Source organism: Bifidobacterium amazonense (assembly GCF_018555435.2).
GTDB lineage: Bacteria > Actinomycetota > Actinomycetes > Actinomycetales > Bifidobacteriaceae > Bifidobacterium > Bifidobacterium amazonense.
Map to the genome: position 1 here is coordinate 41,580 of NZ_JAFEJT020000009.1, position 26,078 is coordinate 67,657.

General features: G+C 65.8%; 14 protein-coding genes and 1 tRNA gene. 10 read left to right on the forward strand and 5 right to left on the reverse strand.

Translation table 11 applies throughout. The annotated features are described in order from the left end of the window. Positions 1 to 2 precede the first annotated feature (2 nt). From JS533_RS03565 to JS533_RS03580, 4 genes are all read right to left on the reverse strand, one after another. The gene (locus JS533_RS03565; RefSeq protein WP_241513175.1) at positions 3 to 503 is read right to left on the reverse strand and encodes a GtrA family protein; all 501 of its coding nucleotides are present in this window, start codon (positions 501 to 503) and stop codon (positions 3 to 5) included. Between the two features lie 235 nt (positions 504 to 738). After that, the gene (locus tag JS533_RS03570; RefSeq protein WP_241513156.1) at positions 739 to 3,390 is read right to left on the reverse strand and encodes a glycoside hydrolase family 3 N-terminal domain-containing protein; all 2,652 of its coding nucleotides are present in this window, start codon (positions 3,388 to 3,390) and stop codon (positions 739 to 741) included. A 355-nt stretch (positions 3,391 to 3,745) separates the two neighbouring features. Continuing rightward, entirely contained in the window at positions 3,746 to 4,867 is a 1,122-nt protein-coding gene (locus tag JS533_RS03575; protein WP_241513157.1) for an ATP-binding protein, read from the reverse strand. Between the two features lie 398 nt (positions 4,868 to 5,265). Then, positions 5,266 to 8,169 carry a glycoside hydrolase family 3 protein gene (locus tag JS533_RS03580; protein ID WP_241513158.1) on the reverse strand — a complete coding sequence of 968 codons (2,904 nt, stop codon included), beginning with the start codon at positions 8,167 to 8,169 and terminating at the stop codon, positions 5,266 to 5,268. 328 nt (positions 8,170 to 8,497) lie between these two features. Between JS533_RS03580 and JS533_RS03585 the strand changes: the two genes are divergently transcribed. The 7 genes from JS533_RS03585 to JS533_RS03615 all read left to right on the forward strand — a co-directional run bounded on the left by JS533_RS03585 (position 8,498) and on the right by JS533_RS03615 (position 17,412). Further along, positions 8,498 to 10,942, forward strand: coding sequence for a serine/threonine-protein kinase (locus tag JS533_RS03585; RefSeq protein WP_241513159.1), 2,445 nt, complete (start codon positions 8,498 to 8,500; stop codon positions 10,940 to 10,942). A gap of 214 nt (positions 10,943 to 11,156) precedes the next feature. Next, entirely contained in the window at positions 11,157 to 12,143 is a 987-nt protein-coding gene (locus tag JS533_RS03590; RefSeq protein WP_241513160.1) for a DsbA family protein, read from the forward strand. A gap of 167 nt (positions 12,144 to 12,310) precedes the next feature. Further along, positions 12,311 to 12,384: transfer RNA gene (locus JS533_RS03595), tRNA-Thr, on the forward strand. A 289-nt stretch (positions 12,385 to 12,673) separates the two neighbouring features. After that, on the forward strand, positions 12,674 to 14,479 hold the full coding sequence (locus JS533_RS03600; protein ID WP_241513161.1) for an aggregation-promoting factor C-terminal-like domain-containing protein: 1,806 nt from the start codon (positions 12,674 to 12,676) through the stop codon (positions 14,477 to 14,479). Between the two features lie 129 nt (positions 14,480 to 14,608). Further along, positions 14,609 to 15,583 carry a 16S rRNA (adenine(1518)-N(6)/adenine(1519)-N(6))-dimethyltransferase RsmA gene (rsmA, locus tag JS533_RS03605; RefSeq protein WP_241513162.1) on the forward strand — a complete coding sequence of 325 codons (975 nt, stop codon included), beginning with the start codon at positions 14,609 to 14,611 and terminating at the stop codon, positions 15,581 to 15,583. Beyond that, complete coding sequence (locus tag JS533_RS03610; protein WP_241513163.1) at positions 15,576 to 16,568, forward strand: 4-(cytidine 5'-diphospho)-2-C-methyl-D-erythritol kinase; 993 nt, start codon at positions 15,576 to 15,578, stop codon at positions 16,566 to 16,568. The genes rsmA and JS533_RS03610 overlap by 8 nt, the downstream gene beginning before the upstream one ends. 133 nt (positions 16,569 to 16,701) lie before the next feature. Beyond that, on the forward strand, positions 16,702 to 17,412 hold the full coding sequence (locus tag JS533_RS03615; RefSeq protein WP_241513164.1) for a LytR C-terminal domain-containing protein: 711 nt from the start codon (positions 16,702 to 16,704) through the stop codon (positions 17,410 to 17,412). Positions 17,413 to 17,526: 114 nt separating this feature from the next. On the opposite strand, the gene JS533_RS03620 is transcribed toward JS533_RS03615, so the two are convergent. Next, positions 17,527 to 18,939, reverse strand: coding sequence for a CCA tRNA nucleotidyltransferase (locus tag JS533_RS03620; RefSeq protein WP_033495005.1), 1,413 nt, complete (start codon positions 18,937 to 18,939; stop codon positions 17,527 to 17,529). A gap of 88 nt (positions 18,940 to 19,027) precedes the next feature. Here JS533_RS03620 and JS533_RS03625 point away from each other — a divergent pair, with 88 nt between their 5' ends. Genes JS533_RS03625 through JS533_RS03635 form a run of 3 tightly spaced genes read left to right on the forward strand, consistent with a single transcriptional unit; the run spans position 19,028 to position 26,071 of the window. Next, positions 19,028 to 19,759 carry an NUDIX hydrolase gene (locus tag JS533_RS03625; protein ID WP_033495003.1) on the forward strand — a complete coding sequence of 244 codons (732 nt, stop codon included), beginning with the start codon at positions 19,028 to 19,030 and terminating at the stop codon, positions 19,757 to 19,759. 1 nt (position 19,760) lies between these two features. Next, positions 19,761 to 21,854 (forward strand): DUF6049 family protein, encoded by a 2,094-nt coding sequence (locus JS533_RS03630; RefSeq protein WP_241513165.1) that lies wholly within the window; start codon positions 19,761 to 19,763, stop codon positions 21,852 to 21,854. Then, positions 21,851 to 26,071 carry a murein biosynthesis integral membrane protein MurJ gene (locus JS533_RS03635; RefSeq protein ID WP_241513166.1) on the forward strand — a complete coding sequence of 1,407 codons (4,221 nt, stop codon included), beginning with the start codon at positions 21,851 to 21,853 and terminating at the stop codon, positions 26,069 to 26,071. The genes JS533_RS03630 and JS533_RS03635 overlap by 4 nt, the downstream gene beginning before the upstream one ends. The last annotated feature ends 7 nt before the right edge of the window (positions 26,072 to 26,078 follow it).

The window sequence follows — 26,078 nt, forward strand, 5'->3', positions numbered from 1 at the left end:
ACTCACCTGTTCTTCGGCATGATCCAGAATTTGAGCAGCGGATAGCTCACCACCACGGCGAGCAGCGTGTTCACGATCGAGGCCACGGTGCCCGCGACGCCGGCACCCATGCCCCAGCCCTGGCACAGCGCGGTCACGTAGCCCGGCAGCACGAGGTTGACGACCACGATCACAACCGCCAGGATCGCGTACTTCCACGCGGCGTCCTTGAAGCTGGAGTCGGACTTGAACACCCACTTCATCTGCACGAAGAAGTTGACCACCTGCGCGATCACCTCGGCGCACAGGAACGTGAGGAAGCCGCCCAGACCGTTGCCCGACTCGGGATAGTTGAAGATGAGGAAATGGAACGGCGTGACGATGCCGAGCGCCCCCACGAACACGGCCGTGCCGATCCACGTGACCACGAATCGGGCGATGGTGGAGATGTTCGACAGCACGTTGAACAGGATGAACTCCCAGATGGTCGGGTGTGTGGCGATCCAACGGCGGATCGGCCCCATCGCGGCGAGTTCGGCGGCGGTCGGCGCGTTCGACGAGCTCGGCGAGGTCTGCGAGGACGTCTCGGCTGTTGGCTCGACGTACGGCGCAACGCGTGACGCGACCGCCGATACGGCGGTCGACGCCGCCGTCGGCATGCCGGTCCGCGAGACGTTCGGCATGGCCGCCGACGCTGCCATCGGCTTGTCGGATGCAACGTCGTTCACGGTGTTCATCGTGGCGGCGCCCTTGGCGGTGTCAGTCATGGTTGAGCTCCTTTGCGGTGCGCTTGTTGGCGGATTGGTTGCGGAGGAATCCGGCGATGAGCCCGCCGAGTCCGCGGAACGTGTGCCCGTTGCCGATGGTGACAATCGCGTCGACCATGGCCGAGTCGACCATGCCCTGCGTCATCTTGCTCATCGCGCGCGGCGGCATGTTGAGGATGAACAGCGTGTTGAGGTCGGGCGCGCCGGTCTTCTCGCGCACGTTCGCCTCGCGTCTGATAAGCGTGTTCGCGACGGTGCGCGCGACGAATCCGCGCGAATCGACCCACGACGAGATCGGATCGTTCACGTCGAACACGGTCGGCCTACCGGGCGCGACGACCTCGTGGCCGAACAGCGCGGCCATTTCCGCGTCGGTGACGTGTTTGACGTCGCCGGTCAGGTAGTGGCCGAGCGCCGGGTCGGCGGGTGCGGCGTCGATGTCGCCGGCGACCGCGAACGGCGTGGCCAGAGGCAGGTGTTCGACGTTGTCGCCCACGGCCAGCGTCCAGATGCCCGATTCGGTCGCCCACCGGCCGGCTTCCGCGTCGAAGTGGCGGAACGTGTACCGGTCGAAGTCGATGCGCACGGTTCGCGTCTCATGCGCGGCGAGCTCGATTTTGACGAATCCTTTGAGTTCGCGCACGGGACGCAGCACGCCGGCGTTCGTCGCGTTCGTGTCGGTCGTCGCGGTCACGTCCGCAACAGCCGCACCGGCCTCTGCCTCTCCAGTCGCACCGGCAACGGTCGAAGCAGCAGGACCGCCCGCGACCGCCCGCGACCGCCCGCTCACGTACAGCTGCGCGACGGTCGCACCGGCCACGTCGGAGTCGTTCGTCACGGTGAACTCGACGCCCGTTTCGTCGGCGGTCAGATCGGAGTACGTGAACGTCGCGTATGACAGGCCGTAGCCGAACGGGAAGCGCACGGGAACCTGCGCGGTCTCGTAGTAGCGGTAGCCGACGAACGGGCCTTCGCGGTAGATCGCGTCGCGTCCGATGGCCGGATACCAGCCGGCGGACGGGCAGTCGTCGTAGCGCATGGGCCAGGTTTCGGCCAAGTGCCCGGACGGGTTGATTTCGCCGGTGAGCGCCCGCACGGTCGCGGATGCGCCGGCCTGGCCGGACAGGCCGACGTACAGGATCGCGGACACGTCGTCGAACCACGGCAGTTCGACGGGCGAGCCGGCGACGAGCACGACCACCAGCGGCTTGCCGGCGGCGGTCGTCCGCGTGGCTGCGGCGAGCGCGGCGACGAGTTCGTTCTGCGCGGCCGGAAGGGCCATCGTGGACCGGTCGAGTCCTTCGGATTCGCTGCGTTCGTCGAGTCCGACGACGGCGAGGATCGCGTCGACGTCGTCGCGTCCGGCGAGCGCGACCGCGTCTTCGACGAGCGCACGGTCGGCCTTGCCCTGCCGGTCGTAGCCTTGCGCGTAGCCGGCGACGGTGACGCCGGTGCGGTCGGCGGCGTGCGCGAGTTCGTCGAGGATGTTCTCGTCGCGCGTGGCGTTGACCTTGGACGAGCCGGAGCCTTGGAATCGCGGGGTTTTCGCCATGTCGCCGATGACGGCGACGCGCGTGCCCGGCGTGAACGGGAGCGCGGACGTGGCGGACGGCTTGGTTTCGGACGTGCCGGACGTGCCGGACGCGTCGGACGCATCGGGCGCGTCAACACCGGCGCCGACCGCCGCGTTCTTGAGCAGCACGGCCGATTCTTCGGCGACGCGGCGCGCGACCGCGTGATGCGCGGCGGCGATGTCGTCGGCGAGCAGGTCGTCGCGTCCGACGCCGGTCAGTCGCGTAGCGGCGGCGACCTTGGCGACTTCTGCCGCACGCTTGTTGAGGTCCGCTTCGGCGAGCGTGCCGGCGGCGACCGCGCCGGTCAGCTCGCGCACGGACGTGAATCCGGGCGAGGGCATTTCGAGCGAGCCGCCGGCCTTGACGGCCGCGACGGCCGAGTTGGAGCCGCCCCAGTCGGAGACGACCATGCCGTCGAAGCCCCATTCGTCGCGCAGGATGTCCTGCAGCAGGTGCTTGTTTTCGTGCGCGTACACGCCGTTGATCTCGTTGTACGAGGTCATGATGGTGAGCGGCGCGGCTTCGCGCACGGCGATTTCGAATCCGGTGAGGTAGATCTCGCGCATGGTGCGCTCGTCGATGACGGAGTTGGACGCCTGCCGGCGCAGCTCCTGGCTGTTGACGGCGAAGTGCTTGGGGCAGGCGGCCACGCCGTTGGACTGGATGCCGCGGATGAGGCCGGCGGCCATGCGCCCAGCGACGATCGGGTCCTCGGAATAGTACTCGAAGTTGCGTCCGCACAGCGGGTTGCGTTTGATGTTGAGGCCCGGTCCGAGCAGCACGTTGACGTCGAGGTCGTGCGCTTCGCGGCCGAGCGCCTCGCCCATCCGCTCGGCGAGCTCCGGATTCCACGAGTTGGCGACCGTGCCGGCCGTGGGGAAGCAGGTGGCTGGCTTGGACGCGCCCAGGCCGAGGTGGTCGCCCGCGCCGAGCTGGCGGCGCACGCCGTGGGGGCCGTCGCTCATCACGAAGCTGGGGATGCCGGCGCGCTCGTTGCCGCGCGAGTCCCATTCGGAGCCACCGGACAGCATCGCCGCCTTCTCAGCCACCGAAAGCTCTTCGAGTTCCATATCGCTCTCCCTTGTACTGATGCATGACCGTCCGCGAACCTGCCGTGTCACGTCGCGCCGTGCCGCGGAAACCGCGTCTGCGCGGCGTCCGGCGGGGACCGGCGCGACGATCCGCGAACGCGCGGTTCATCGCTAGTTTGATTGAATCAGGTTTCTCCGGCCCACGTCGCCCGGATTACACAACCTGTCGTTTCGCGCGCACGATCGGTCGGTCCATGCAGCCGATGCCGATGGTCGCCACTGAGTCCCGATGGCGGAGAACGGGCTCAGTTACGGACGCGCAACCGGGGATGAAAGAGACGTAACCGTACCGTCTCCGGTGCGACTCGATGTCCCGCGCGTTACGAGTAACGGCTCACTGCAGCAGATATGTCTTCGCCGAGACGAACGACGCGACCTTGTTGGAAAAATCGACGCTTCCCCGGTAGACCACGCTGCGACGCTCCGGCGGCACCCCCAGCTCCTCGCCGACGGACACCAGATGCTTACAGAAGTCGTCCCGGGCGGTTTGGCCGGATTTGATTTCGATGAGCTGCGGCCGTTCGATGTCGGTCAAATCCACAAGGTCGACCTCCACGCCGTTGGTATCCCGGTAGAAGCACAGTTCCGGCTCCTCGTCCCGGTTCAGATGCCTTTTCAGCGTTTCCTCGATGATGAGATTCTCGAATACCTCGCCGCGCTTATCGTGCGACGCCAGCTGTTCGGCACTCGTAATACCCAACAGGTACGTCAGCAGCCCCGTATCGTGGAAGTACAGTTTCGGCGTTTTGGTCAGACGCTTGCGCACATTGGAGGCATACGGGGCAAGCGTGAAAATGATGTAGCTGGAAGTCAGGATGGACAGCCATTCCTTCGCCGTTTTGCTGCTGATATTGGCCTCCGCGGCGAGCTTGCTGATATTGACGAGCTGCCCGGCGCTTTGCGCACACAGACGCAGGAACACTCGGAACGACTGCACATTGCGCACATCGAGCACCTCGGCTACGTCGCGCTGAATATACGTGGTGACGTAGCTGCGGAAATACGTCGATTCGGGAACATCCACCTCGTACAGGTGCGGATATCCGCCTTTGAACATGAACCCGTCAGGAGTGAGTTCCGGCTTGGCCTTGATGGCTTCGCCATAACTCAACGGCAGCAGCTGCAGAATGCCGACACGGCCGGCCAGCGATTCATCCACGCGCTTGAGCAGCAGGAAGTTCTGGGAACCGGAGATCAGGTACTGCCCCATCTCATGACGCTCATCCGCCGCCGCCTGGATTTCGGGGAACAGATCGGGGGCATATTGCGCTTCGTCGATGAACAGACGAGCCGGACGCTCGTTGACGAAGCCCACGGGATCGGTCTGGGCGGCGGTGCGGAGATTGCGGGTCTCCAGATTGAGATACGCGTAGTCCGGGAACGCATGCCGCAACAGTGTGGATTTGCCGCTTTGCCGCGGTCCCATAACCGAGACCACCGGGAACCACGTGGCCATTTTCTGGGCTCGGTCAGTAAGCAGCCGCGGAATCATTCCATCCCCCATCGTACATAAGAGCGGATATGCAAATCTGGAAGTAGAACTTATGATAATCAGGAAGTAGGAGTCATGCAAATATGGAAGTAGAACCTATGACAATCAGGAAGTAGCAATGCTGTCCATGCTCGGAAACCGTTGGCATGGAATGCCGATGGCCGCAACCGGCCGCAACTGAGTCCATGTGACACATACGGGACTCAGCTACGGCCGAACCAAGAACAGAAAAGGCCGTAAGCCCGCCGGCATCGGGTGGATGCGGCGGACTTACGGCCTTCGGGAGGGAGAGGAGGCGGGAATCTATGCCCCCTATGCCCCTATGGGCATGGGCGGAGCATCAGCCCCGGCTCAGCCCTGGCTCAGTCGGTGACCGCGGCGGGGGCCGTGGCTGCGGCCTTGCGGCGCTTGACGAAGCGCACGATGGCGAGCGCCTCGAGTCCGGCCAGGGCCACGCCAAGCACCACGTCGGCCACGATCATCGCGATCCGCCAGGCGGGCGTCGGGTCGGCCGGCTCGCCGTCCGAGTACCGCCAGCTGTTGACGGCCGTGTACAGGATGTTGTGCGCGGCGCGACGCATGGCGATCACCGAGGTGGCGGAATGGTCGGTCACATGGTTGGTGGTTTCGGTGGAGGCGAGCATGATGTCGGTGTAGCCGCGGATCGCCTGGTCGGCGGTCTGGTAGCCGTAGTTCGTGCCGGAGAAGTAGTCGGTCTCCACCATGCCCTTGAAGCCCCATTCGTCGCGCAGGACGGTCTTGTTGAGGCCGACGTGGGCGCTGGCGTACGTGTTGCCGATGTAGTTGAACGCGCCCATGATGGCCTGCGGCTTGCCCGCACCGGACTTGACGACCTCCTCGAACGGGCGCAGGTAGATCTCGCGGATCGCCTGCTCGTTGGACCACGTGCACAGCTGGCCGTTGCGCTCGGTCTCCTGCTCGTTCAAGGCGAAGTGCTTGGTGAACGCGTACACGCCACGGTCCGCTGCGCCGAGCACCTGTTCGGTGGCGAGGCCCGCGGTCAGCACCGGGTCTTCGGAGAAGTATTCGAAGTTGCGGCCGCCGAACGCGCTGCGGTGATTGTTAATGGAGGGCGCGTACCAGCCGGACACCTGCATCTCATGCGCCATGTCGCCGATGGTCTCGCCGTACTGGCGGGCGAGGTCCTTGTTCCACGAGCAGGCGAGCGCGATGTTCGCCGGCAGGCCGATGGAGCTGACGCCGGTGAAGTTGTCCTTGAGCGCGGCCGGGCCGTCCACGTCCGAGAGGCGGATCTTGCCGATGGACTTGATGGCCGCGTTCTGGTAGCCGCCGTTGGCGATCACGTTGTCCATCTCGTCGAAGGTGAGCTGGTCGAGCAGCTGGTCCCACTTGGCGTCGTCGTAGTCCGCGCCGCGCAGGTCGATCAGCCGCAGGCCGTTCTTCGCGCCGGTGGTCGGCATTTCGTCATCGGCATTGTCGAACTTGGTCGGATCGTAGTTGCCGTTGTTGTAGAACGTGGCCTTCACGTCGTACGGCATCGAGTAGTCGGTCGGCGCGGCGGTGGCCTCGTCGTAGTTGGCGAAGTGGTTGGCGCGGGACAGGTAGGTCACGTCGCCCTCCGCATCGTCGAACACGTTGGTCGCGACGGTCTGGTCGCCGTTGTGCGTGTTGTCGTCGCTGTCGTACGTGATGGTCGTCGGCACGTTGACGGTGGCCGAGTCGATCTCGTCGTGCGAGTTCTCGTTGATGGAGATGCGGTAGTCGCCGCGTTCGAGCACGTACGCCTTCGCGTGCTGGTAGTCGTAGGATGCCATGTCGTCATCGTCGAATTCGATCGACACGGTCTGCGATGCGCCCGGCGCGAGTTCGTCGGTCTTCTCGTAGGCGACGAGGTTCGCGGCGGACTTTTCGATGCCGCCGTTGGTGTACGGCGGGTTGTAGTAGACCTCGACGACGTCCTTGCCGGCGGTGTCGCCAGTGTTGGTGACGGTCACGTCGAAGCTCACCTTGCCGTCCGCATACGTCACGTCGCCCATCTGCTGATCGAACGTGGTGTACGAAAGTCCGTAGCCGAACGGGTATCGCACGGTGTCGTCGTAGTCGATGAGCCCCTCGTCGGCCGCGGTCTCGTAGAAGCGGTAGCCGACGTAGATGCCTTCGACGTAGTTCACGAACTTCGGCGAGCGCACGCCGCGCGCGGATTCGATTTCGAACTCCTGCACGTTGTCGTACTGGAAGGCGCCGAAGTTGTTCCAGTTCGGCGACTGGGTCAGGTCGTCGACGAACGTGTCGGCGGTGCGGCCGGACGGGTTGACCTTACCGGTCAGCACCTCGCCGAGCGCCTCGAAGCCGGCCTGGCCGGGGTGCGGGGCCCACAGCACGCTCTTGATCTGCGGGTAGTCGTTGAGGAAGCCGAATTCGAACGCGTTGGCGCCGTTGTAGACGAGCACGACGTTGTCGAAGTTGGAGGTCACGAGGTCGATCATGTCTTTTTCGGACTGGGACAGCTCGAGATAGTGCGCGCCTTCGGGGAAGTCCTTGTAGTCGCTGGAGTTGTCGTTGTAGGTGACGCCGTCCTTGTTCATGTCGGTCGGCAGGTCGAGGCCTTCGCCGCCGACGCGGCCGATGACGACCATGGCGGTGTCGGAGAAGCTTTTCGCGTTGTCGATCAGCGTGTCCGTGTAGGTGCTGGCCGGCGGTTCGGGCAGCGTCCAGTCGGCGGAGGTCACGGCGATCACGCCGCGTTCGGTGCGGTAGTCGGTGTAGAACTTGGTCAGCTCGTCGTTGGTCTTATAGCCGGCGTCGTGCAGGCCATCGAGCAGCGACGTGGTGTCGTAGGCGTCGGAGAGCGCGCCGGAGCCGGTGCCGCCGTAGATCGGGTTGGTCGAGGCCCAGCCGAACACGTTGATGTTGCCGGCCGCGAGCGGCAGCATGTTGCCGTTGTTCTGCAGCAGCGTGATGCCTTCGCGTTCGATGTCGACGGCCAGCTGGTTGGTCTTGTCGATGGTCTCGGCGCTCAATTCGTGCTTGGTGGCGGTGGCCATCGTGATCATGCTGTTGAGCGGGCCGGTGAGCATCATCGTGACGGATACGATGGCCGCGATGCCGACGACGACCCATGACGTGGAGTGCGTCAGCTTGCGCACGGCCTGATTGGCGACGGTGTGCTTGTTCACCGCCGCGGTGACGACGATGGCCAGCACCAGGAACGCCGCGATGGCGATCAGCTCGCTCTGGATGGATTGGATGACGGCGATGACGTCATCCATGTTGATTTCCAGCATGGTTACTCTCCTCCTTGATTCAACTGTCGTTGCGTCCATGTCCGGCCCGATCTCGTCATCGGTCCACCGCCGTTCCCGCCGCACTGCCCTTGCGTCGTGGATCGGCGGGATGCTTCCGCTGCACGTCACCCTCTTCGGATCCGTGCGCCGGGAGCGTCCTCATGTCGATGGTTCAAGGGTCGCAGATTCGCCGCGGCCGCGCGTCTCTCTTCACCCATCCTGTCATTTCGCGCGCATAATCTGCAACGCCGGTGCACGCGCGCCCCGATTCCGGCCGCTTGTCGCCGGCGCGCGCCACGCCTGTCGTTCGAACGCATGTTTGGCTAGGATGGGAGCCATGAGTGACTTGAACGCGTTGAATTTGCAGGCGGGCGACATCGTCGGCGGCTATACGCTGGTGTCCCGTCTGGGGGCGGGGGCAATGGGCTCCGTCTGGCGCGCCCGCGACGACGGCGGCCAGGAGTACGCGATGAAAATTCTGCGCGATTCGCTGGCGGACGACGAGAACGCCGACATGAACGATGACGACGTTCGCGAGCGCGTGACTGCCCGCGAACGGTTGCGCCGCGAGGCGATGGCATTGAAGAAGGTCGATCACCCGGGCGTGTGCGGGATCGTCGACATGGAGTTGGACGATTCGCTCGCGTTCATCGTGACCGAATTGATCGAGGGCCGCAATCTGCGCGACGATGTGAAGGCGAACGGCCGTTATATCGGCGACGATCTGGAACGACTGGCGCGCAAGCTGATCGATGCGGTGAAGGCCGTGCATGCGGCCGGGATCGTGCACCGCGACATCAAGCCGACGAACGTAATGGTGTCGGCTTCCGGCCCGGTGTTGGTGGATTTCGGCATTGCAATGACGGGCGGCGAGAGCCATGTGACGCGCACCGGCCTGGTGATGGGCACGCCCGGTTTCATTGCGCCGGAGATCATCGACGGCGAGGAATCGGACGACGAGACGGACTGGTGGTCGGTCGCCTCCGTGCTCGCGTTCGCCGCGACCGGTTCGCCCGTGTTCGGCACGAAGCCAATGATGGCGGTGCTGGAGCGCGCGGCCCGCGGCAACGCGAATCTGACGGGCCTGCCTGCGGGCACGATGGCCGCGTTCCGTTCCGCGTTGAATCCCGATCGCAGCAAACGTTGTACACCGGACGAGCTGCTGCATGCGATTGCAGTCGATGCGTTGAATCCGACCGTCTGGCAGGAGGCGGCGCTGGAAAGCGGTGAGACGGAGGTGGTGCGCCCTTTTGACGCGACGGGCGCGGGCAACCCGCGCCTGTTGTGGCGCGACGAGCCGACGATCATCGCGGCCGAACGCAACCGTGCGACCACGCGGCCGAACGCGCCGATCGTCATGCAGCCGCAGCCGAACGCCCCCGGCACCGGACTGGCCGCGGCGAGCAACGAAAGCACGGCGATCCTGCCGCCGATCGAACCGTCGGCGACCGTGCCACTGCAATCGGCGCAACCCTCACAGCCCCCGCAGCCGCCGCAACGATCCGACGGCGAGCGCGCAACGTCGGAGCATCCCGTCGACCGGTTCCAGCCGGCCGCAGCGGGCGGCCGACCGGCCCTGCGCAGGCTCGCCGGCACTGCCGAAACGCCAGCGAACCCGAGCGCAGTCGCCGAACCGTCGCGCCCGCCGTCATCGTCGGCAATCCCGAACGTGGCGACGATCGTCATTCCGAACCGTCCCGCGCCGTCCGTGCCGCGCACCACGGTCATGCCGGACGGTCTGCCGCAGCGAACGAACGCTGCCGGCGACGATCCCGCGCGCACGCAGACCATAGGCGACCTGCCGACCGAAACGCTTGCGACCGACGCCACGCAGGTCATCTCGTCGCCCGTCGCGAATCCCGACGCCGACGCGCGCACGACGCGCACGGCGAGTACGGAGCGCGAGCCGGAGGCCACGCAGGTCATGCGGCCGATGCCGACTGCCGAACCGGCCAGCCACATGGCCGACGACACGGACAGCATCAGCGCCGAACTTCAACCGACGGATCAGGTGCAACCGCCATCCCTGCCGCCGCAGGACGAGCAGTCGCAATGGCAGCAACCGACATTCGCCGCCCCCTCCCCCGAGTCAGTGGCGGTTCGCCGCGGACAGTACCGGTCGCGCGGCCTGCTTCCGTTGTGGGCGCTCACGGTTCCAGTCGCCGTGCTGGCCGCATCCCTGCCGCTCGTCGCGGCGATGCTTGCGGCCGCGCTGCTCTGGCTGCTCATCACGGCCGGACTGTCGACCGAAGCGCAGCTGCTGCGCGAATCCCGCCGCGGCGGCGAGCGCCGGCCGAGCGACGTGTGGAAGCGCGCGGCAAGCCTGCCGTGGCATCTGGTGAAGGCGTTGCCGTTCGCCGCGTTGCGCACGCTGCTGTTCGCGGTGCCGATGACCGTGATGACGCTGCTGGCGACGTGGTCGCTGGGCCTGCCGAAAACGTCGATGGACCTGTTCGGCGTCAACTGGCTGTCGGTCCCGATTCTGGACGCGTCGCCGCTGTCGGCCAGCGGCATGACGTTGGCGGCGGGTGCGGCGATCGGCTGGATGCTGTCCGTGTTTTCCGCGAACGCGGCGACGGTGCGGCTCGGCGCGGGTACACTGCGCGGGCTGAAGCCGGATGCGAACGAAACGATCGACGGCGACGACGGCAGTCGCGTCACGCGCGCCCGCGTGCTGCGCATGATCTGGGCGGCGATGACGGCGGCGGCCGTGATCGCGCTCGGCGTGAACCCGATCATCAACTGGTGGCCGCTCATCAGCGGCATCTGGTGATATTGGGCGATAGTGACGCAACGGGTATAACTACCCCTCAGTCAGCCTTCGGCTGCCAGCTCCCCTAGCAAGGGGAGCTTGAATACGGTACGGCATCTGGTAAACGCGAGGCGAACGCGCCGTCCGGACCTGGTGAGGACATGAACGCTCTCGGCGGAGCCGCACGGCAATCGGTTATTATGAGCGAGATTGTTGGGTTGAAAGGACTTTTATCATGGCTCAGGATCCGAAGAAGACTGTCAGGCGCAAATCGCGGGCCGACCGTCGCGCCGCCGAGGAGGCGCTCGCGCGCGCGGCCGAAGAGAAGGCGGCCAAGGAACGCAAGCAGCAGACCATCATCGGCGTGATCGCCGTGGCGATCGTGGCCGTGCTGGTTATCGTCGCGGGCATCGCCGTGTTCAATTCGACGCGCAAGTCCGCCGAGGAGCAGGCCAAGGCCAACATGTCGGTCACGGAGGCGTACAACGCAGTGCAGGCGGTGTCCGTCAAGCCGGAGCGCGCCGACAAGAAGGGCGGCATTCTCATTTCCAAGGACGGCTACGGCAAGTCGGTGGAAGGCGTGCCGACCGTGCAGGTGTACATGGACTTCATCTGCCCGGGCTGCGGTTCGCTCAACCGCCAGCTCGACCCGACGCTCATCAAGCTTATGGACGCCGGCCAGCTCAACCTCGACCTGCATTTCCTCTCATTCATGGACAGCTATTCGACCGACGACTATTCGAGCCGCGTCGCGAACTCCGCGCTGTACATCGCCGACCATGACGACGATCCGAACCACCTGCTCGAGTACATCAAGAACGTGTACGCCGATGGCTTCCAGCCGGAGGAGGGCAGCTCGTACAAGTCGGTGAGCGACGACAAGCTCAAGGAGCAGGCCGTGGCCGCCGGCGTTTCGCAGGCCGTGGCGGACAAGGCGTACGGCCGCGACTACCAGGATTGGCTGGACGCGATGAACACGTACACGCCGAAGCGCAAGGAGCTGCTGAACACAACCGGTTCGTACGCCGGCTCGTTCACGACGCCGACGGTGATGATTAACGGCACGCGCTGGAACCTGTCCGACGTGTCGACGGCCGGTCTGTCCGTGACGGACGGATTCCTGCAGTCGATCGGCCTGGATTCGAGCAAGGTCGGCGACGCGAACACGCTGCCGTCGATCGGCTCGGACAAGCAGCCGATTTCGCTGACGACCGGCGAGTGACGTTCGGCTGAATCATCGATCGTTTGACGTGAATCGTGGGGCCCGCCGTTCCGCTTGGGACGGCGGACCCCACGCATACGCCGACATATGACACCAGCCGAATTGAACATTCGGGACTTGCTGGTATGCTAGTCATTCGTCCGAAGTTGCCGTAAGGCAACGGGAGCGCCTCTTTAGCTCAGATGGCCAGAGCGGCCGCCTTGTAAGCGGCAGGTCGTCGGTTCGATCCCGACAAGAGGCTCGTCGCGCGGCAAAACGTCGTATAGTAGATACGTACGCAATGTTGCGTTGGAAAACTTAACCCGAGTAAGCGAGTCCCAGAAGTCTTCCCCCAACTTGTGGCTTCTGGAGACGAGGGCAGGGCATTCCCCCAACCAGCTCTGCCCCTATCAAGGGGGCGGGAATTTCCCCTTCTCTCCCGCCCCCTTTTTTCTTTGTTCATCGACATCGCGCGCAGCGCGATTCCAACGCTTTCAGACCGAACGGTTACAATGCGTGACGTAGTGCCCGCATACGGAAAGATGGTAACGATGGCAAGACGATGGACCCCGCAACGATTTGTAAAGTTGCGTCGACTGCGCGTCGCGGCCAGCGCGATCGTCGTTCTGGCGGTATCGCTGGGTATGTTCATGTTCACTGCACGCAAAACCGTGGCGATTACGGTCAACGGCGAAACCACGACGGTGACCACGTATGCAATGAGCGCGTCCCGACTGCTCGAATCGCAGGGCATCGACGTGAAGACGCACGACATCGTCGAATCGAGCGCGGGCGGCGAAAAGCTCACAAATCACTCGGTCGTGACCGTGCAGAGCGCCTACCAGACCACCATCAGCATCGACGGCCAGGAGGTCCCGTTCTGGACCACGGCCACCAGCGCGACGCAGCTGCTCGGCTTCTTCGAGGCGAACGAGCACGCCGCCGCGAAGGTCACCGTCAACATCGACAACATCTACAGCAAGCTGACCGGCGGTCTCGTCATCAACGCGGACGGTCCGGTTACCGTCATCGCCGACGGCAAGAGCTCCGTCGCACCGAACGGCAAGCTGCCGGCCGCGTCGATCCTCGACTCGAAGGGCATCACGCTCGGCAAGGAGGATCGCGTGAGCGTCGAAAAGGACGGCGGCAAGACGATCCTGCGCGTGCAGCGCGTCACGCACGGCGAGGAGACGCGCACCGTCGCGGTCCCGCACGGCACGCAGACGATCGAGGACCCGTCGCTCGCGGCCGGCACGACCGTGGTGCGCCAGCAGGGCGAGGACGGCGAGAAGCAGCAGACGTACAGCGTCACGTACGTGGACGGCAAGAAGGAGTCGGAGAAGCTCAAGTCGGAAACGACGACGAAGATCGCGATCGACACGATTATCGCGGTCGGCACGAAACAGCCGGAAACCAGCAAGAGCGACGATGCGGATAGCAGCGCGTCGTCCGGCAAGACGAACGGCCAGTCGTCCGGTACGTCCGGCAGCCAGTCGTCCGATGATGCGAACGCCGATACCAACGCCGATACGAACGGCAACGCCGGCGGCAAGAACGACTCAGCCAATGGCGGATCGTCCGCGAACGGCTCGAACGGCGCATCCGGCAACGGCACGACGACGAACGGTTCCACGGACAAGAACAACGGGAACGCTTCCAGCAACGGATCGTCGTCATCCAACGGCACGTCAAGCAACGCAGGCAACAGCAAACCGAACGGCGGCACGTCGGGCAACGGCAAGCCGAACAACTCCGGCGGTACGAACGGCGGATCGTCGTCCGGCAGCGGCTCATCCGGCAACTCGGGCAACACCGGCAGCAACGGCAACTCCAGCAACTCCGGGGACAGCAACGCGAACGGCTCGGGCAACGCCGGCAATAACGGCAACAGCAGCAATTCCGGCAGCTCCAACAACTCGAACTCCAACACCAACTCCAGCGGCAATGCCGGCAACAACAGCAACAATTCCAACAGCGGATCCTCGTCCAACGGCAACGGCAACACCGGCAACAGCAGCAGCGACGCCTCCAACGCGCGCCTGTGGCGCCCCACTGCCGCGCAGGCGCAGGCGTACGCATCCGGCGCCGCGGCCCAACGCGGCTGGACCGGCGACGACTGGACCGCGCTGGTCAAGCTGTGGAACCGCGAATCCGGCTGGTCCTGGTCGGCGGAGAACAAGTCGTCGGGCGCCTACGGCATCCCGCAGGCGCTGCCCGGCAGCAAGATGGCGGACTTCGGCGCCGACTGGAAGAACGACGCGGCCGTCCAGATCGACTGGGGACTGGCGTACATCGCGCAGCGCTACGGCTCGCCGTCTAAGGCTTGGGAGCATTCGGAAAAGGAAGGCTGGTACTGATCGCGTCGCGCCCCTCGCATGAGGGACAATGGCAGGCAGGACACGACGGCACGAACCCGTCATCCCCGGACCGGCCACGAAACCGGAGCATCCGGGGCAACCGGGCAACCGCAGCAACGAGAGGTGAACATGAGCGAAGAACAGGAGCCGACGGCGACGCAGGACCAGCAGGACCGGCAAGGCCGTCTGCTGGGCGCGGCGGACATCCGCCGGATCGCGGCCGACGCGGGCATCAGCCCGACCAAGAAATTCGGGCAGAATTTCGTGATCGACCCGGGCACGGTGCGCCGCATCGTGCGCGAGGCCGACGTGACGGCCGACACGCACGTCATGGAGGTCGGCCCCGGCCTCGGCTCGCTCACACTGGCGATACTGGAAACGGGCGCGGCGATGACCGCGATCGAAATCGACCCGCCGGTCGCCGAACGCCTGCCGCGCACGATCGCCGAATTCATGCCGGACGCGGTCGACCGGTTCCGCGTCGTCAACCGCGATGCACTCACCGTCACGCCCGACAACGTGCCCGACTTCAACGATGACGCCGCGTTCACGCTGGTCGCCAACCTGCCGTACAACGTGGCCACGCCGATCATCCTGACGCTGCTGGAACGCTTTGCGAACCTCGATTCGTTCCTCGTGATGGTGCAGAAGGAGGTCGCCGACCGGCTCGCAGCCGAACCCGGCAACAAGATCTACGGCACGCCGAGCGTGAAGCTCGCCTGGTACGGCAAGGCCCGTCGCGTAGGTAACATCGGCCGCAACGTGTTCTGGCCGGCCCCGAATGTCGACTCCGCGCTCGTGCGATTCGACCGCCACACGCCGGCCGAGCAGGCCGAGCTGGCCGGCGGCGCCGACCGCGAGGCTACGTTCCGCCTGATCGACGAGGCGTTCGGTCAGCGGCGCAAGACGCTGCACGCCGCGTTGAAGAAAAGCGTGCCGGCGGAGGCGTTCGCACGCGCCGGCATCGACCCGACCCGTCGCGGCGAGACGCTGACGATCGCCGATTTCGCGCGGCTGGCGGCGGCATGCGCGGCCGGGGCTACGGCCGAACCGACGGCCGAATCCGCGACTGAACCGGCGACCAGCGGAGCCGACCATGACTGACACACTCACCCCGGTCCGCCCACGCGCCGACCGCCACCGCACGTCCGCCACAGCATCGCACGTTCCGTCGAACATCCCGACAGACGTTCCGTCTGGCGTCCCGCCGCTCACCGTAAGCGTCGACGTGCCAGCCAAAACCAACCTGACCCTGCACGTGGGCGCGCCGCACGCCGAATGGGGCGGCCGCCACGAGCTCGACACGATCTACTGCGGCGTGGGCGTCTACGACACGGTCACCGTCACGCGCAAGGAGCCGGGCAGCGGCTTTTCGCTCGACCTCGCCGGCGAGCATCTGGGCGACCTAGCGAGCACCGGCAGCGACATGCGCCGCAATCACGCGGTACTGGCCCTGTTCGCGCTCGCCGAGGCGTGCGGCCGCGAGCCGGACGTGTCGCTGGGCATCGAGAAGCGCATTCCCGTGGCCGCCGGACTGGGCGGCGGTTCGGCCGACGCGGCGGGCGCACTGCTCGCGCTGAACGAACTGTGGTCATTGCACTGGCCAATCGGCCGGCTGCGCGAGATCGCTGCCACGCTCGGCGCGGACATGCCGTTCTGCCTGACCGGCGGATATGCGCGCGGCACTGGTTTCGGCGAGCAAATCGACGATATTCCTTCCGACTCCCCCGCCGCACGTCAGTTGCGCGAACGCGGTTTCGCCGGGCTTACGATGATCGGCGCATATGCGGACGCGCTGAGCACGCCGGCCGTGTACGCCGCGTTCGACCGGCTGGGGGCCGGCGACGGCGACGACAATCATCTGCAACATGCGGCGATCGCGCTGCATCCGCGCAGCGGCGACGCGATTCGCGAGGCTGTCGCGGCGGGCGCGCGTCAGGCGTTCGTGTCCGGTTCGGGACCGTCGGTTGTCGCGTTCGTCGCCGACGAGCGTGCGGCCGCGGACGTGCGCCGCGCATGGACGGCGTCGCGGGCCGTGGACCGGATCATCATGGCCCAGGCACCCGCCGTTCCCCGGATCAGACGGTAACGTCCGACCCGAACCGGCCAACGATAAATCCAGCGATCAACCCAGATCAACCCAGCGACAACGAGTCAGGCGATAAAGCTAAGGTTGAACCCATCGAAACGCCTGAACCAAACACACACCGGAGGAGCGGGTCATGAGTGAGCTATACGACGAGCGGCAGGCCCGCAAGGTCTATATGCGCCGGCGTCAGGCAAAGGTGTTCTCCGTCACCTTCGTGCTGCTGGCCGCGGCGCTGGTGGTGTCGCTGCTGTTCTACTTCCACCTGTTCGGGCTCGGCATTCCCGAGACGGCGGCCGTGCAGCCCAATTACGGCGTGACCGCGCCGTGCGTGCCGAACGGATCCGACGGCAAGCCGGCGAAGTATCCGGCCTACAACACCATCACCGTGCAGGTGGAGAACGGCACCGACCATCTGGGCTTTGCCGGCGCGGTCACCGACGCGCTGTCGAACCGCGGGTTCGTCATGCAGGACGCGGGCACGCTCACCAAGCAGAAGGACGGCAAGGAAGTCCTCGACAAGAACGGCGACACAATCGTCGACAGCAGCATCCAGCGCACCGTGATCTACTTCGGCAAGAACGCGATCGCGCAGGCGTACACGGTGAACGCGAACTTCACCGACGCGGTGATGGTCATGGACGACCGCAGCGACATGCTCGTCACGGTCGTGCTCGGCGCCACGTTCAACGACCTGACCGCCAAGGATGCGCTGCCAGCCACTGGCGACACGATTGAGAGCATCTCCGGCTGCGTCGCCGCCGACAAGATGACCAACCTGCCCAAGGCGCTTATCCACACCGCCGTGGAACCGGCCCAAACCTCCGCCACGACGACCCAGCAGTAGCATCCCCGCCCGCGGGCGTCCCCGCGCGACCGGCAGGAACAGCAACAACGAACGATGCCCGCTCCCCCGAACAGGGAGCGGGCATCGTTCGTTCGCGCCGCGAAATTCCGCAGGCTACAGTTCGGCGTACCAGCGCTTGAGCTCGGCGACGGCAACGTCGTGGTCGACGGGACCGTTATCGAGGCGGTATTCGAGCATGTGCTTGTAGGCGCGGCCGACCATCGGGCCGGGTTCGAGGCCGAGCAGCGACATGATCTCGTTGCCGTCCACGTCCGGGCGGATCGCGTCGAAGTCCTCCTTCTTCTTGAGCTCGCGCACGCGCTCCTCCATCTCGTCCATCGCGGACGAGAACACCATCGCCTTGCGCTTGTTCTGCGTGGTCGCGTCGGCGCGCGTCAGGCGGTTGAGCCGCTCGTACAGCGGACCGGCGTCCTTGACATAGCGGCGCACCGCGGAGTCGGTCCACGGCTCGTCCACGTAGCCGTGGAAGCGCAGGTGCAGGTTCACGAGCTCGCTCACGTCCTCGATGACGTGGTGGTCGAAGTGCAGCGCCTTGAGCCGCTTGCGCGTCATCTTCGCGCCGACCGCGTCGTGGTGGTGGAAGCTGACCTTGCCGCCCGGTTCGAACTTGCGCGTCTTCGGCTTGCCGATGTCGTGCATGAGCGCGGCGAGACGCAGCGTCAGATCCGGCCGCGGCACAGGGCCGTCGTCGTCGGTTTCGAGCGCGACCGCGCGGTCGAGCACGATCATCGTGTGCTCGAAGACGTCCTTGTGACGGTGGTGTTCGTCGATTTCCAGCTGCAGTGCGGGGATTTCCGGGAACACGATGTCCGCGAGGCCGGAGTCGACGAGCGCTTCGATGCCGGCGCGCGGACGGTCGGACAGCAGCATTTTGACGAGTTCGTCGCGCACGCGTTCGGCGGAGACGATCTCGATGCGGTCGACCATGTCGGTGATCGCCTCGGCCGTTTCCGGTTCGATCGAGAAGCCGAGCTGCGCGACGAACCGCACGGCGCGCATCATGCGCAGCGGGTCGTCATCGAACGACTGACGCGGGTCGACCGGCGTGCGCAGGACTCCCTTGGCGAGATCGTTCGCGCCGCCGAACGGGTCGACGAATTCGAGCTGCGGGACGCGCAGCGCCATCGCGTTGACGGTGAAGTCGCGGCGGGACAGATCGCCCTCCAACGTGTCGCCGTAGCTGACTTCCGGCTTGCGCGAGTCCGGATCGTAGACGTCCGACCGGTATGTGGTGATCTCGACCTTGACTTCGGTGCCGTCCTCGCGCCGGCGCATCGCGCCGAGCGTGCCGAACTTGCGTCCCATGTCCCAGAAGCCGTCGCGACCCCACCTGCGCAGGATCGGCTCGAACTGCTCGGGCCGCGCCGACGAACAGAAATCAAGGTCATGCGACTTGCGGTGCAGCAGCAGGTCGCGCACCGGACCTCCCACCAACGCCAGCTCGTAACCCTGTTCGGCGAACAAACGACCCAGCTCAATGGCCTCCGGCCAGACTTCGAAATTCACGCTCACCCTCTTCAGGTCTCAAGGAAACTTTTGCTCTTATCAGCATAGCGTTACCCCACCAGCGCAAAGTATGAGTAAGGTGGTTACCATGATTACGCCAGCGGACCTCGCACGCATGCTCGACCATGCGTCGCGTCGTCGTACCCAAAATCCGCTGGCGCCGGACGAACTGATGTACACGTCGGAGTCCTCGGCACAGCTGTCGGAACAGGAATCCGACGGCATCGCGACGCTCACCGCAACCACGATCCGCGCAATCACGCCGGCGGAACAGCGGCCGGCCATCGCGGAACCGTCACACCCCCGCCGCCCCTCCCCCGCGAACATGCCGCCTCGCCGCGCGCTAGACGGCCCAACCACGTTCGCATCGCTCGACGCGCAGGAACTGCCCGTCGTGCGCGAGTATTCCGCCGGCGGCCTCGTGTTCGACCGACACGGCCGCGTGGCGATCATCGCGCGCCATTCGCGCAGCGGACACCTCGAATGGTGTCTGCCGAAGGGTCACATCGAAAAAGGCGAGACGCCGCAGCAGACCGCCGTGCGCGAAGTCCACGAGGAAACCGGCATTCTGGGCGAAGTGGTCGATTCGATCGCGACCATCGACTACTGGTTCACCGGTACAAGCCAGCGCGTGCACAAGCTCGTGCACCATTTCGCGCTGCGCCAGGTGGGCGGCGAACTGAGCGTGGACGGCGACCCGGACCATGAGGCCGAAGACGCGATCTGGGTGGACTTCGAAGATTTGGACGGCGTGCTCAGCTATCCTAATGAACGCAAGATCGCATGGCTGTATGCCAAGAAACTGAACAGGCAGGCTTGACGTGAACCCCACCGCAGCGCGCGCAACCGCGCGAATCACCAAGACACTGCGCGCACTGCTAGCCTTGGCGCTCGCCGTGGCGATGTGCGCGGCGGTCGTCGCATGGCCGGCGCAGGCGTCCGCCGACGAAACGGGCGACGACGCAAACGCCGGCACCGGCATCACGATCGCTATCGACGCGGTCACCGCGGTCGTCACCGCAACATCCGGCTACCAGCTCAAAGCCACCGTTTCCAACGGTTCCCAGGACGCGCTGCCCGCAGGCACGCTCGACCTGTCCGCGAATCTCGGCTACATCTTCAACTCGCGCACCGACATACAGGAATGGTCGCAGGGCGACGCAAACATCCCCATGATGGACGATCTGGGCAGCGTCGCCGTGCCCGCGCTCACGCCGGGCGCGTCCACGGCCGTGACCGTCTCCGCAAGCAAGGAATCACTCGAGCGCATCGCAACGTGGGGTCCCAAGCCGATCCGCGTCAGCTACGTCAGCGGCGACGAACTGCGGGCGCAGACGCACAGCTTCCTCACCCGATCGTCGGACGGCCTGAACACGATCAACACGCCCGCGCTCAACCTGACCATCGCCATGCCGCTGCGTTCAAGCGCATGGCAGGTCAGCGACACCGCGTTCGAGTCGCTGGCAAGCGGTTCGCTGACGGGTTCAACAAGCGCCGCGACCATCGTCACGCTGGGCGAGGAGGCAAAGGCGGACCGCGTGTACCAGCAGCTGCTGGCGAAGCACCCGGCGCTGCAGATCATTGCCGATCCGACAATGCTGGCCGCAATGGACCTGCCCACGCAGGTAAGCGGCGTGATGCAGCCGTCCGGATTCGACATGTCCGCGTACGGTTCGGACAACGCCGGCGCGTACGAGGCCGCCGGCGTGACAAGTTCCGCCTGGAATGCGGACGCGGCGCTGGCCGATTACCGTTCGGCGCTGGGCGACCAGCAGGCGTCGACCAGCGTGGTTGCGTGGCAGGGCAAGGCGAACTGGTCGCTGGCGTCGCTCACGGAGGCGAAGCGGCAGGGCTATTCGATTGTGATCGCGAACCACGAGTTCGACAACAGCGACGATTCGACCGTGCACACGGGCAAGATCGTCGTGCCCACGGACGCGGGCGACGTGACCGTGCTCACGCAGCAGCGCGTGCTCAGCCGGCTCGCGCAGGGCAAGGCGACAAGCGATTCGGCCGATGCCGAGCAGAGCATGGCGGGCCGCATCGCACGTTTCGTCGCGCAGAGCGCGTTCTACCAGATGGAGCAGCCGTACACGACGCGCAGCCTGCTGGTGTGCATGAACGCGAACGCGAGCGGCGCGATGGTCGACGCGCTGATGAGCGCGGCCGAAAGCGCGTCGTGGCTGAAACTGACCAACCTGTCGACGCTGAGCAAGGTCGACGCGTTCGCGTCCGGCGACGACGCGCTCGGCATGGTAGACGATACGGCGACGCTGACCGACGCGCAGTCGAGCGCGCTAACCGGCGCACTGTCGACGCTCGCGTCCGACCGCGACCAGATCAGCCGCTTCGTCTCGTCCGTGCTGGTCGCCGACGGCAAGTCGACGCAGTGGAGCAACCAGCTGCTGGCCGCACAGTCGACGCTCGCACTGCACGCGATGTCCGGCGACAAGGCGGTGGCGAAGCGCATGACGGATGGCGCAGCAAAGCTGGCCGCGCGCCTGCTCGGCGGCGTGACGATCACCCCGTCCGAGTCGTTGACGGTGGTGAGTGAGACGGCGAAGATGCCGGTCACGCTGAGTAATGCGCTGCCGTACGCGGTGCGCGTGAAGATCTCGTCGATCACCGATTCGATGGAGATCGTCACGTCACGCAATGCGGAAACCGAGATTCCGGCGCGTTCCGAAGCGCAGGTCACGTTCTCGATCCGCGTGTCCACGTCCGGTTCGGCGAACGCGACGATCGCGCTGCAGGACCGCAACGGCCAGGCGTTTGGCGAGCCGCAGACGAAGCGGATCACCAGCGTGCTACAGATCAACGACATGAGCGGCTTTGTGATCATCGGCTTTGCAGTCGTGCTCGGCCTGCTTGGCCTGTGGCGTCAATTCCATCGCAAGAAAGATCCCGACGAATGAGTTCCAGCAGTTCCTCCCTCGGCCGCAATTCGATGATCATGGCCGCCGGCACGGCGGCCTCGCGCGTAACCGGGCAGGTCCGCACGATCCTGCTCGCCGCAGCGCTCGGCACGACCGGCATGGCGGCGAACGCCTATCAGGCCGGCGCGATGATCCCGCAGGCCGTGTTCACGCTCGTGTCGGGCGGCATTTTCAACGCGGTGCTCGTGCCGCAGATCGTGCGCACGCTGCAGCAGAAGGACGCCGAAGAGCGGCTCAACAAGCTCATCACGCTAGCGATCGCGCTGCTGGGCGGCATCACGCTGCTCATGGCCGCCGCAACCCCGCTGCTGACCATGCTGTACGTGCGCGGCACACCGGAGATGCTGGCGCTCACGAACGCGTTCACGCTGTGGTGCATGCCGCAGATCTTCTTCTACGGGCTATATACGGTGCTCGGCCAGATCCTCGCCGCCAAGGACCATTTCGGCACGTACGCATGGTCGTCGGTGGGCGCGAACCTGATCAGCTGCGCGGGCTTCACCGCGTTCATCGTGCTGTTCGGCCGTTCCACCGAACAGCCGGTCGGTTTCTGGACGGGCGGCAAGCTGGCGCTCACGGCCGGCACGTGGACGCTCGGCGTCGCGTTCCAGGCGCTGATCCTGTTCCTGCCGCTCACGCGCTGCGGCATCCGCTACCGGCCGCGCTGGGGCCTGTCCGGCATCGGCCTGAAGTCGATGGGTTCGGTGGCCGGCTGGAGTGTCGGCATCGTCGTGCTCGACCAGCTGGTCAACATCATCACGACGAATATCACCACGTCCGCGCCAGATCGCGCGCGCACGGAACTCGGCATGAACATGCTCGACGTGGCCGGCAACGCGACGTATCAGAACGCGCTCACGCTGTACATGCTGCCGTATTCGCTGATCGCCGTGTCCGTGGCGACTGCCCTGTTCCCGAAGATCTCGCGCGCAATCGCCGAACACGACATCGCGGACGCGCGCGAAACGCTCAGCCAGTCGCTGCGCAGCGTGGGCGTGCTCATGGTGTTCTTCACGGTTGCGTTCATCGTGCTGCCGGTGCCGATCATTGTCGCGCTGCTGCCGTCGGTGAGCGTGAAGGAGGCGATGCTGATCGCCACGCCGCTGACGATGCTCGGCCTCGGCCTGCCGGTTTCCAGCGCGTATCTGATCATCCAGCGCACGTTCTACGCGTTCGAGGACGGCCGCACGCCGTTCATGTTCATGCTGCTGTTCAACGTGATTTTCGTCGCGCTGGTGCTTGGCGGCGCGGCGTTCACGTCGCCGACCGACTGGATCACGATGGTCGGCATCGGTTCGGCGGCCGGCCATCTGCTCGCGTTCCCGTTCCTGATCCCGTCATTGCGGCGCAGGTTCGAGGGCCGGCTGGACGGGCGTCGCATCGCCGCCGCATACGGCAAGGCGATTCTTGCCGGCGGCGCGGCGACCGTGCTCGGCCTGTTCGCGCGCGGTCCGGTGTACGCGCTGCTGGGTATTTGGACGAGCTCGGACGCGGCCGAAGCGCGGTCGCGCGACGCGGCAGCGGCGAACGGCGGCCATACGCCCACGATGGCGGACGCCATGAGCATGAACTGGCTGCAGGCGGTGGGCGCGTGCGTGCTGCTGACAATCACGATCACAGCCACGTATCTGATCGTGCTGTGGCTGCTGCGCTCGCGCGAACTCATCGATCTGGTCCGCCCGCTGCTCGCGCGCGTGACGCGTCGCGGCGCGGCTGACACGACCACTGCGGCCACTGCGGTCGCGAACGGCGCGGGCAGCACGAACAACACGGACGACCCCGCCAAGGCCGCTACCGGCGTCCCGCACGTATCATCCGAACCGCCGGCGCCGCCCGCACAGGACCACGCGCGGAATCGCGTACAGAATCCCGTGCGATCGGCGCGAAACGCGACGTCCGCGGCCCGGCCGGAAGCTGCAGCCATCCCTTCACCCTCGACTACACCGACGACTAGAATGGCACCGACGCCGGCGGCCGTACGGCCGCGATCGGCGCAATCACCATCGTTACATCAACCGTCGCGTCACAACGCACACGGAACAAACGGAGCAAACATGAAGCCTCAGCTGGGAGATACCATCATCAACCGCTACACGCTGGTGTCGCAGCTGCGCGAGGCCCCGGGCCTGCTGGCATGGCGGGCCAGCGACCGCGTGCTCACGCGTGACTGCCAGCTGTTCATCGTCACCGATTCGAGCGTGCTCTCCCAGGTCAACGCGTCCGCAGCATCCCTCGCGCTCATGCGCGACCCGCGCTTCACGCAGGTGCTCCAGCTGCAGCACGACGAGCACATCGCCATCGTGATCACCCAGCTCGACGCCGGCCTGTCGCTCACCGAATACCTGCGCGGCCCGGCCGGACACATCCTCAGCTACGACGCGATCCGCTCGATCATGGGCGAACTGGCGAGCGCCATCGGCATGCTGCTGTCGCAGGGACTCGGCCACGACGCCATCTCGACCGACACCGTGCGCATCAGCGCAACCGGCATCCAACTCGCCGACATTCCGGTCAGCTCGATGATCGCCGACCTGTCCGGCGCGGACGGGCTGAAACTCGGCGAGGAAAGCCTTGCCGTACGCCAGCTCGCGGCCGTCCTGTACGCGCTGCTCACGCGCACGCCGTCCTCGGCCGACACCGTGTTCGACCTGAACCGCATCGGCGACGACGTGCCGGGCGAGTTCAAGCTGATCTGCAAGCGCGGCCTCGGCCTGCGCTACGGCAGCGAGGACCGCGACCTGCCGATGTCGTCGCTGGCTGAAATCGACGCGCTGCTCGGCCCGTGGACGCCGCTCAGCAAGCTGCACGAGCGCGACATCGCGCTGCCCGGCGTGGCAGGCGCGGAGACGATCACGACCACGCCGCTGCGCGACGTCGACCCGGCCGACATCATGGACGTGCCGTCGAGCGTGGTCAGCCGCATGGCGCTGCCGCCGCTGGCGATGGAAATGCCGCAGTACGCGTCTGCACTCACGTCCGACGACGTGGTCGACGTGACGCCGCTGGCCGGCGATTTCTTCCGCGCGTTCGACGGATCGCAGTCGTCGTCGACAGTGAACAACACGACCATGTCGCTGGACGTGTCGAGCATCCGCCACGAGCTGCATCACGACGATGCCGGCGTTGCGGGCGCGTCCGGCTCCGCGGCTGGCATTGCGGGCGGCGTGGGTTCCGGCGCCGTCGCCGACGCGGCGACCACCGTGCAGCCGCCGGTCGTCGACCCGATCGCGGCCGCTGCCGCGCAGTCGATGCCCACCGTGCCGATCCAGACGCATCCGCACGCCGAGCCGGTCGCAACCCCGGTCGCGCCGGTGCCGAACGCGGGCGCCGAGGAAGAGGGCGAGAAGACGATGATCATCCCGCCCGTGAACGCGCCCAAGCCGCCGAGCCTGCCGCCGGCGGCCGCCAAAGTGCCGTACGTGAACCAGATCTACAAGATCGAATCGCAGGACAACGACGTGTCCGACGAGGCGCTGCTCGGCAGCCTGCCGACCAAGATCGTGGCCATCGTGGTCGGCATCGCCGTGGTTGCGGCGGCCGGCTATTTCGCCGTGCAGGCGCTCAACAACGACAGCACGGGCAACATCACGAACGGCAGCTCCAATTCAGCCGATCCGTGGTCGCAGCAGAACATCGACGAGGTGCCGTTCGGCAACTCGACCAACGGACAGTCCGGATCCTCGGATGAGAATTCCTCCGGGTCGGGTTCGTCCGACTCCGGGTCTTCGGACAAGTCTTCCGGTTCGTCTTCCGGCTCGTCGTCTTCGGACAAGTCGTCTTCCTCCAACAAGTCGTCCGGCTCGTCCACAACCAAGAACACAGCCGACAAGAACGCGAAGAAGGTGCCCGAACCGAAGTACGAGAACACCACGCCGTTGACCATCACGAGCCAGAACTTCGTGACGAACCCGGGCGGCCAGAGCGGCTTCGCGTTCGCGCTGCACCTGAGCCAGCCGAGCAAGGTGTACCGCATGACGATCACGATCAACTCGTCCGGCGGCACGGGCTACGTGCGCGCGAACACGACCGGCGACCCCACGCAGGGCGAGCAGGTCGCGAAGTTCTCGTTCGCCGAGGGCGGCACCACGGAGGTCAAGTTCGACAAGGTCGTCACCGCGCAGGATCTGATCCTGTGGGTGCCGATGGACAGCCTGCCCGGCAACCAGCTCTATATCCAGAAGGTCGAACTCTTCTAGCCAATGC

Bases quoted from the DNA above. Each gene is read 5' to 3' on its own strand.
- rsmA (WP_241513162.1), top strand. From the start codon at position 14,609: ATGAGCGAAGAACAGGAGCCGACGGCGACGCAGGACCAGCAGGACCGG.
- JS533_RS03570 (WP_241513156.1), bottom strand. From the start codon at position 3,390: ATGGAACTCGAAGAGCTTTCGGTGGCTGAGAAGGCGGCGATGCTGTCC.
- JS533_RS03615 (WP_241513164.1), top strand. From the start codon at position 16,702: ATGAGTGAGCTATACGACGAGCGGCAGGCCCGCAAGGTCTATATGCGC.
- JS533_RS03590 (WP_241513160.1), top strand. From the start codon at position 11,157: ATGGCTCAGGATCCGAAGAAGACTGTCAGGCGCAAATCGCGGGCCGAC.
- JS533_RS03610 (WP_241513163.1), top strand. From the start codon at position 15,576: ATGACTGACACACTCACCCCGGTCCGCCCACGCGCCGACCGCCACCGC.
- JS533_RS03565 (WP_241513175.1), bottom strand. From the start codon at position 503: ATGGGGCCGATCCGCCGTTGGATCGCCACACACCCGACCATCTGGGAG.
- JS533_RS03585 (WP_241513159.1), top strand. From the start codon at position 8,498: ATGGGAGCCATGAGTGACTTGAACGCGTTGAATTTGCAGGCGGGCGAC.
- JS533_RS03635 (WP_241513166.1), top strand. From the start codon at position 21,851: ATGAGTTCCAGCAGTTCCTCCCTCGGCCGCAATTCGATGATCATGGCC.
- JS533_RS03600 (WP_241513161.1), top strand. From the start codon at position 12,674: ATGGCAAGACGATGGACCCCGCAACGATTTGTAAAGTTGCGTCGACTG.
- JS533_RS03575 (WP_241513157.1), bottom strand. From the start codon at position 4,867: ATGGCCACGTGGTTCCCGGTGGTCTCGGTTATGGGACCGCGGCAAAGC.
- JS533_RS03580 (WP_241513158.1), bottom strand. From the start codon at position 8,169: ATGCTGGAAATCAACATGGATGACGTCATCGCCGTCATCCAATCCATC.
- JS533_RS03625 (WP_033495003.1), top strand. From the start codon at position 19,028: ATGATTACGCCAGCGGACCTCGCACGCATGCTCGACCATGCGTCGCGT.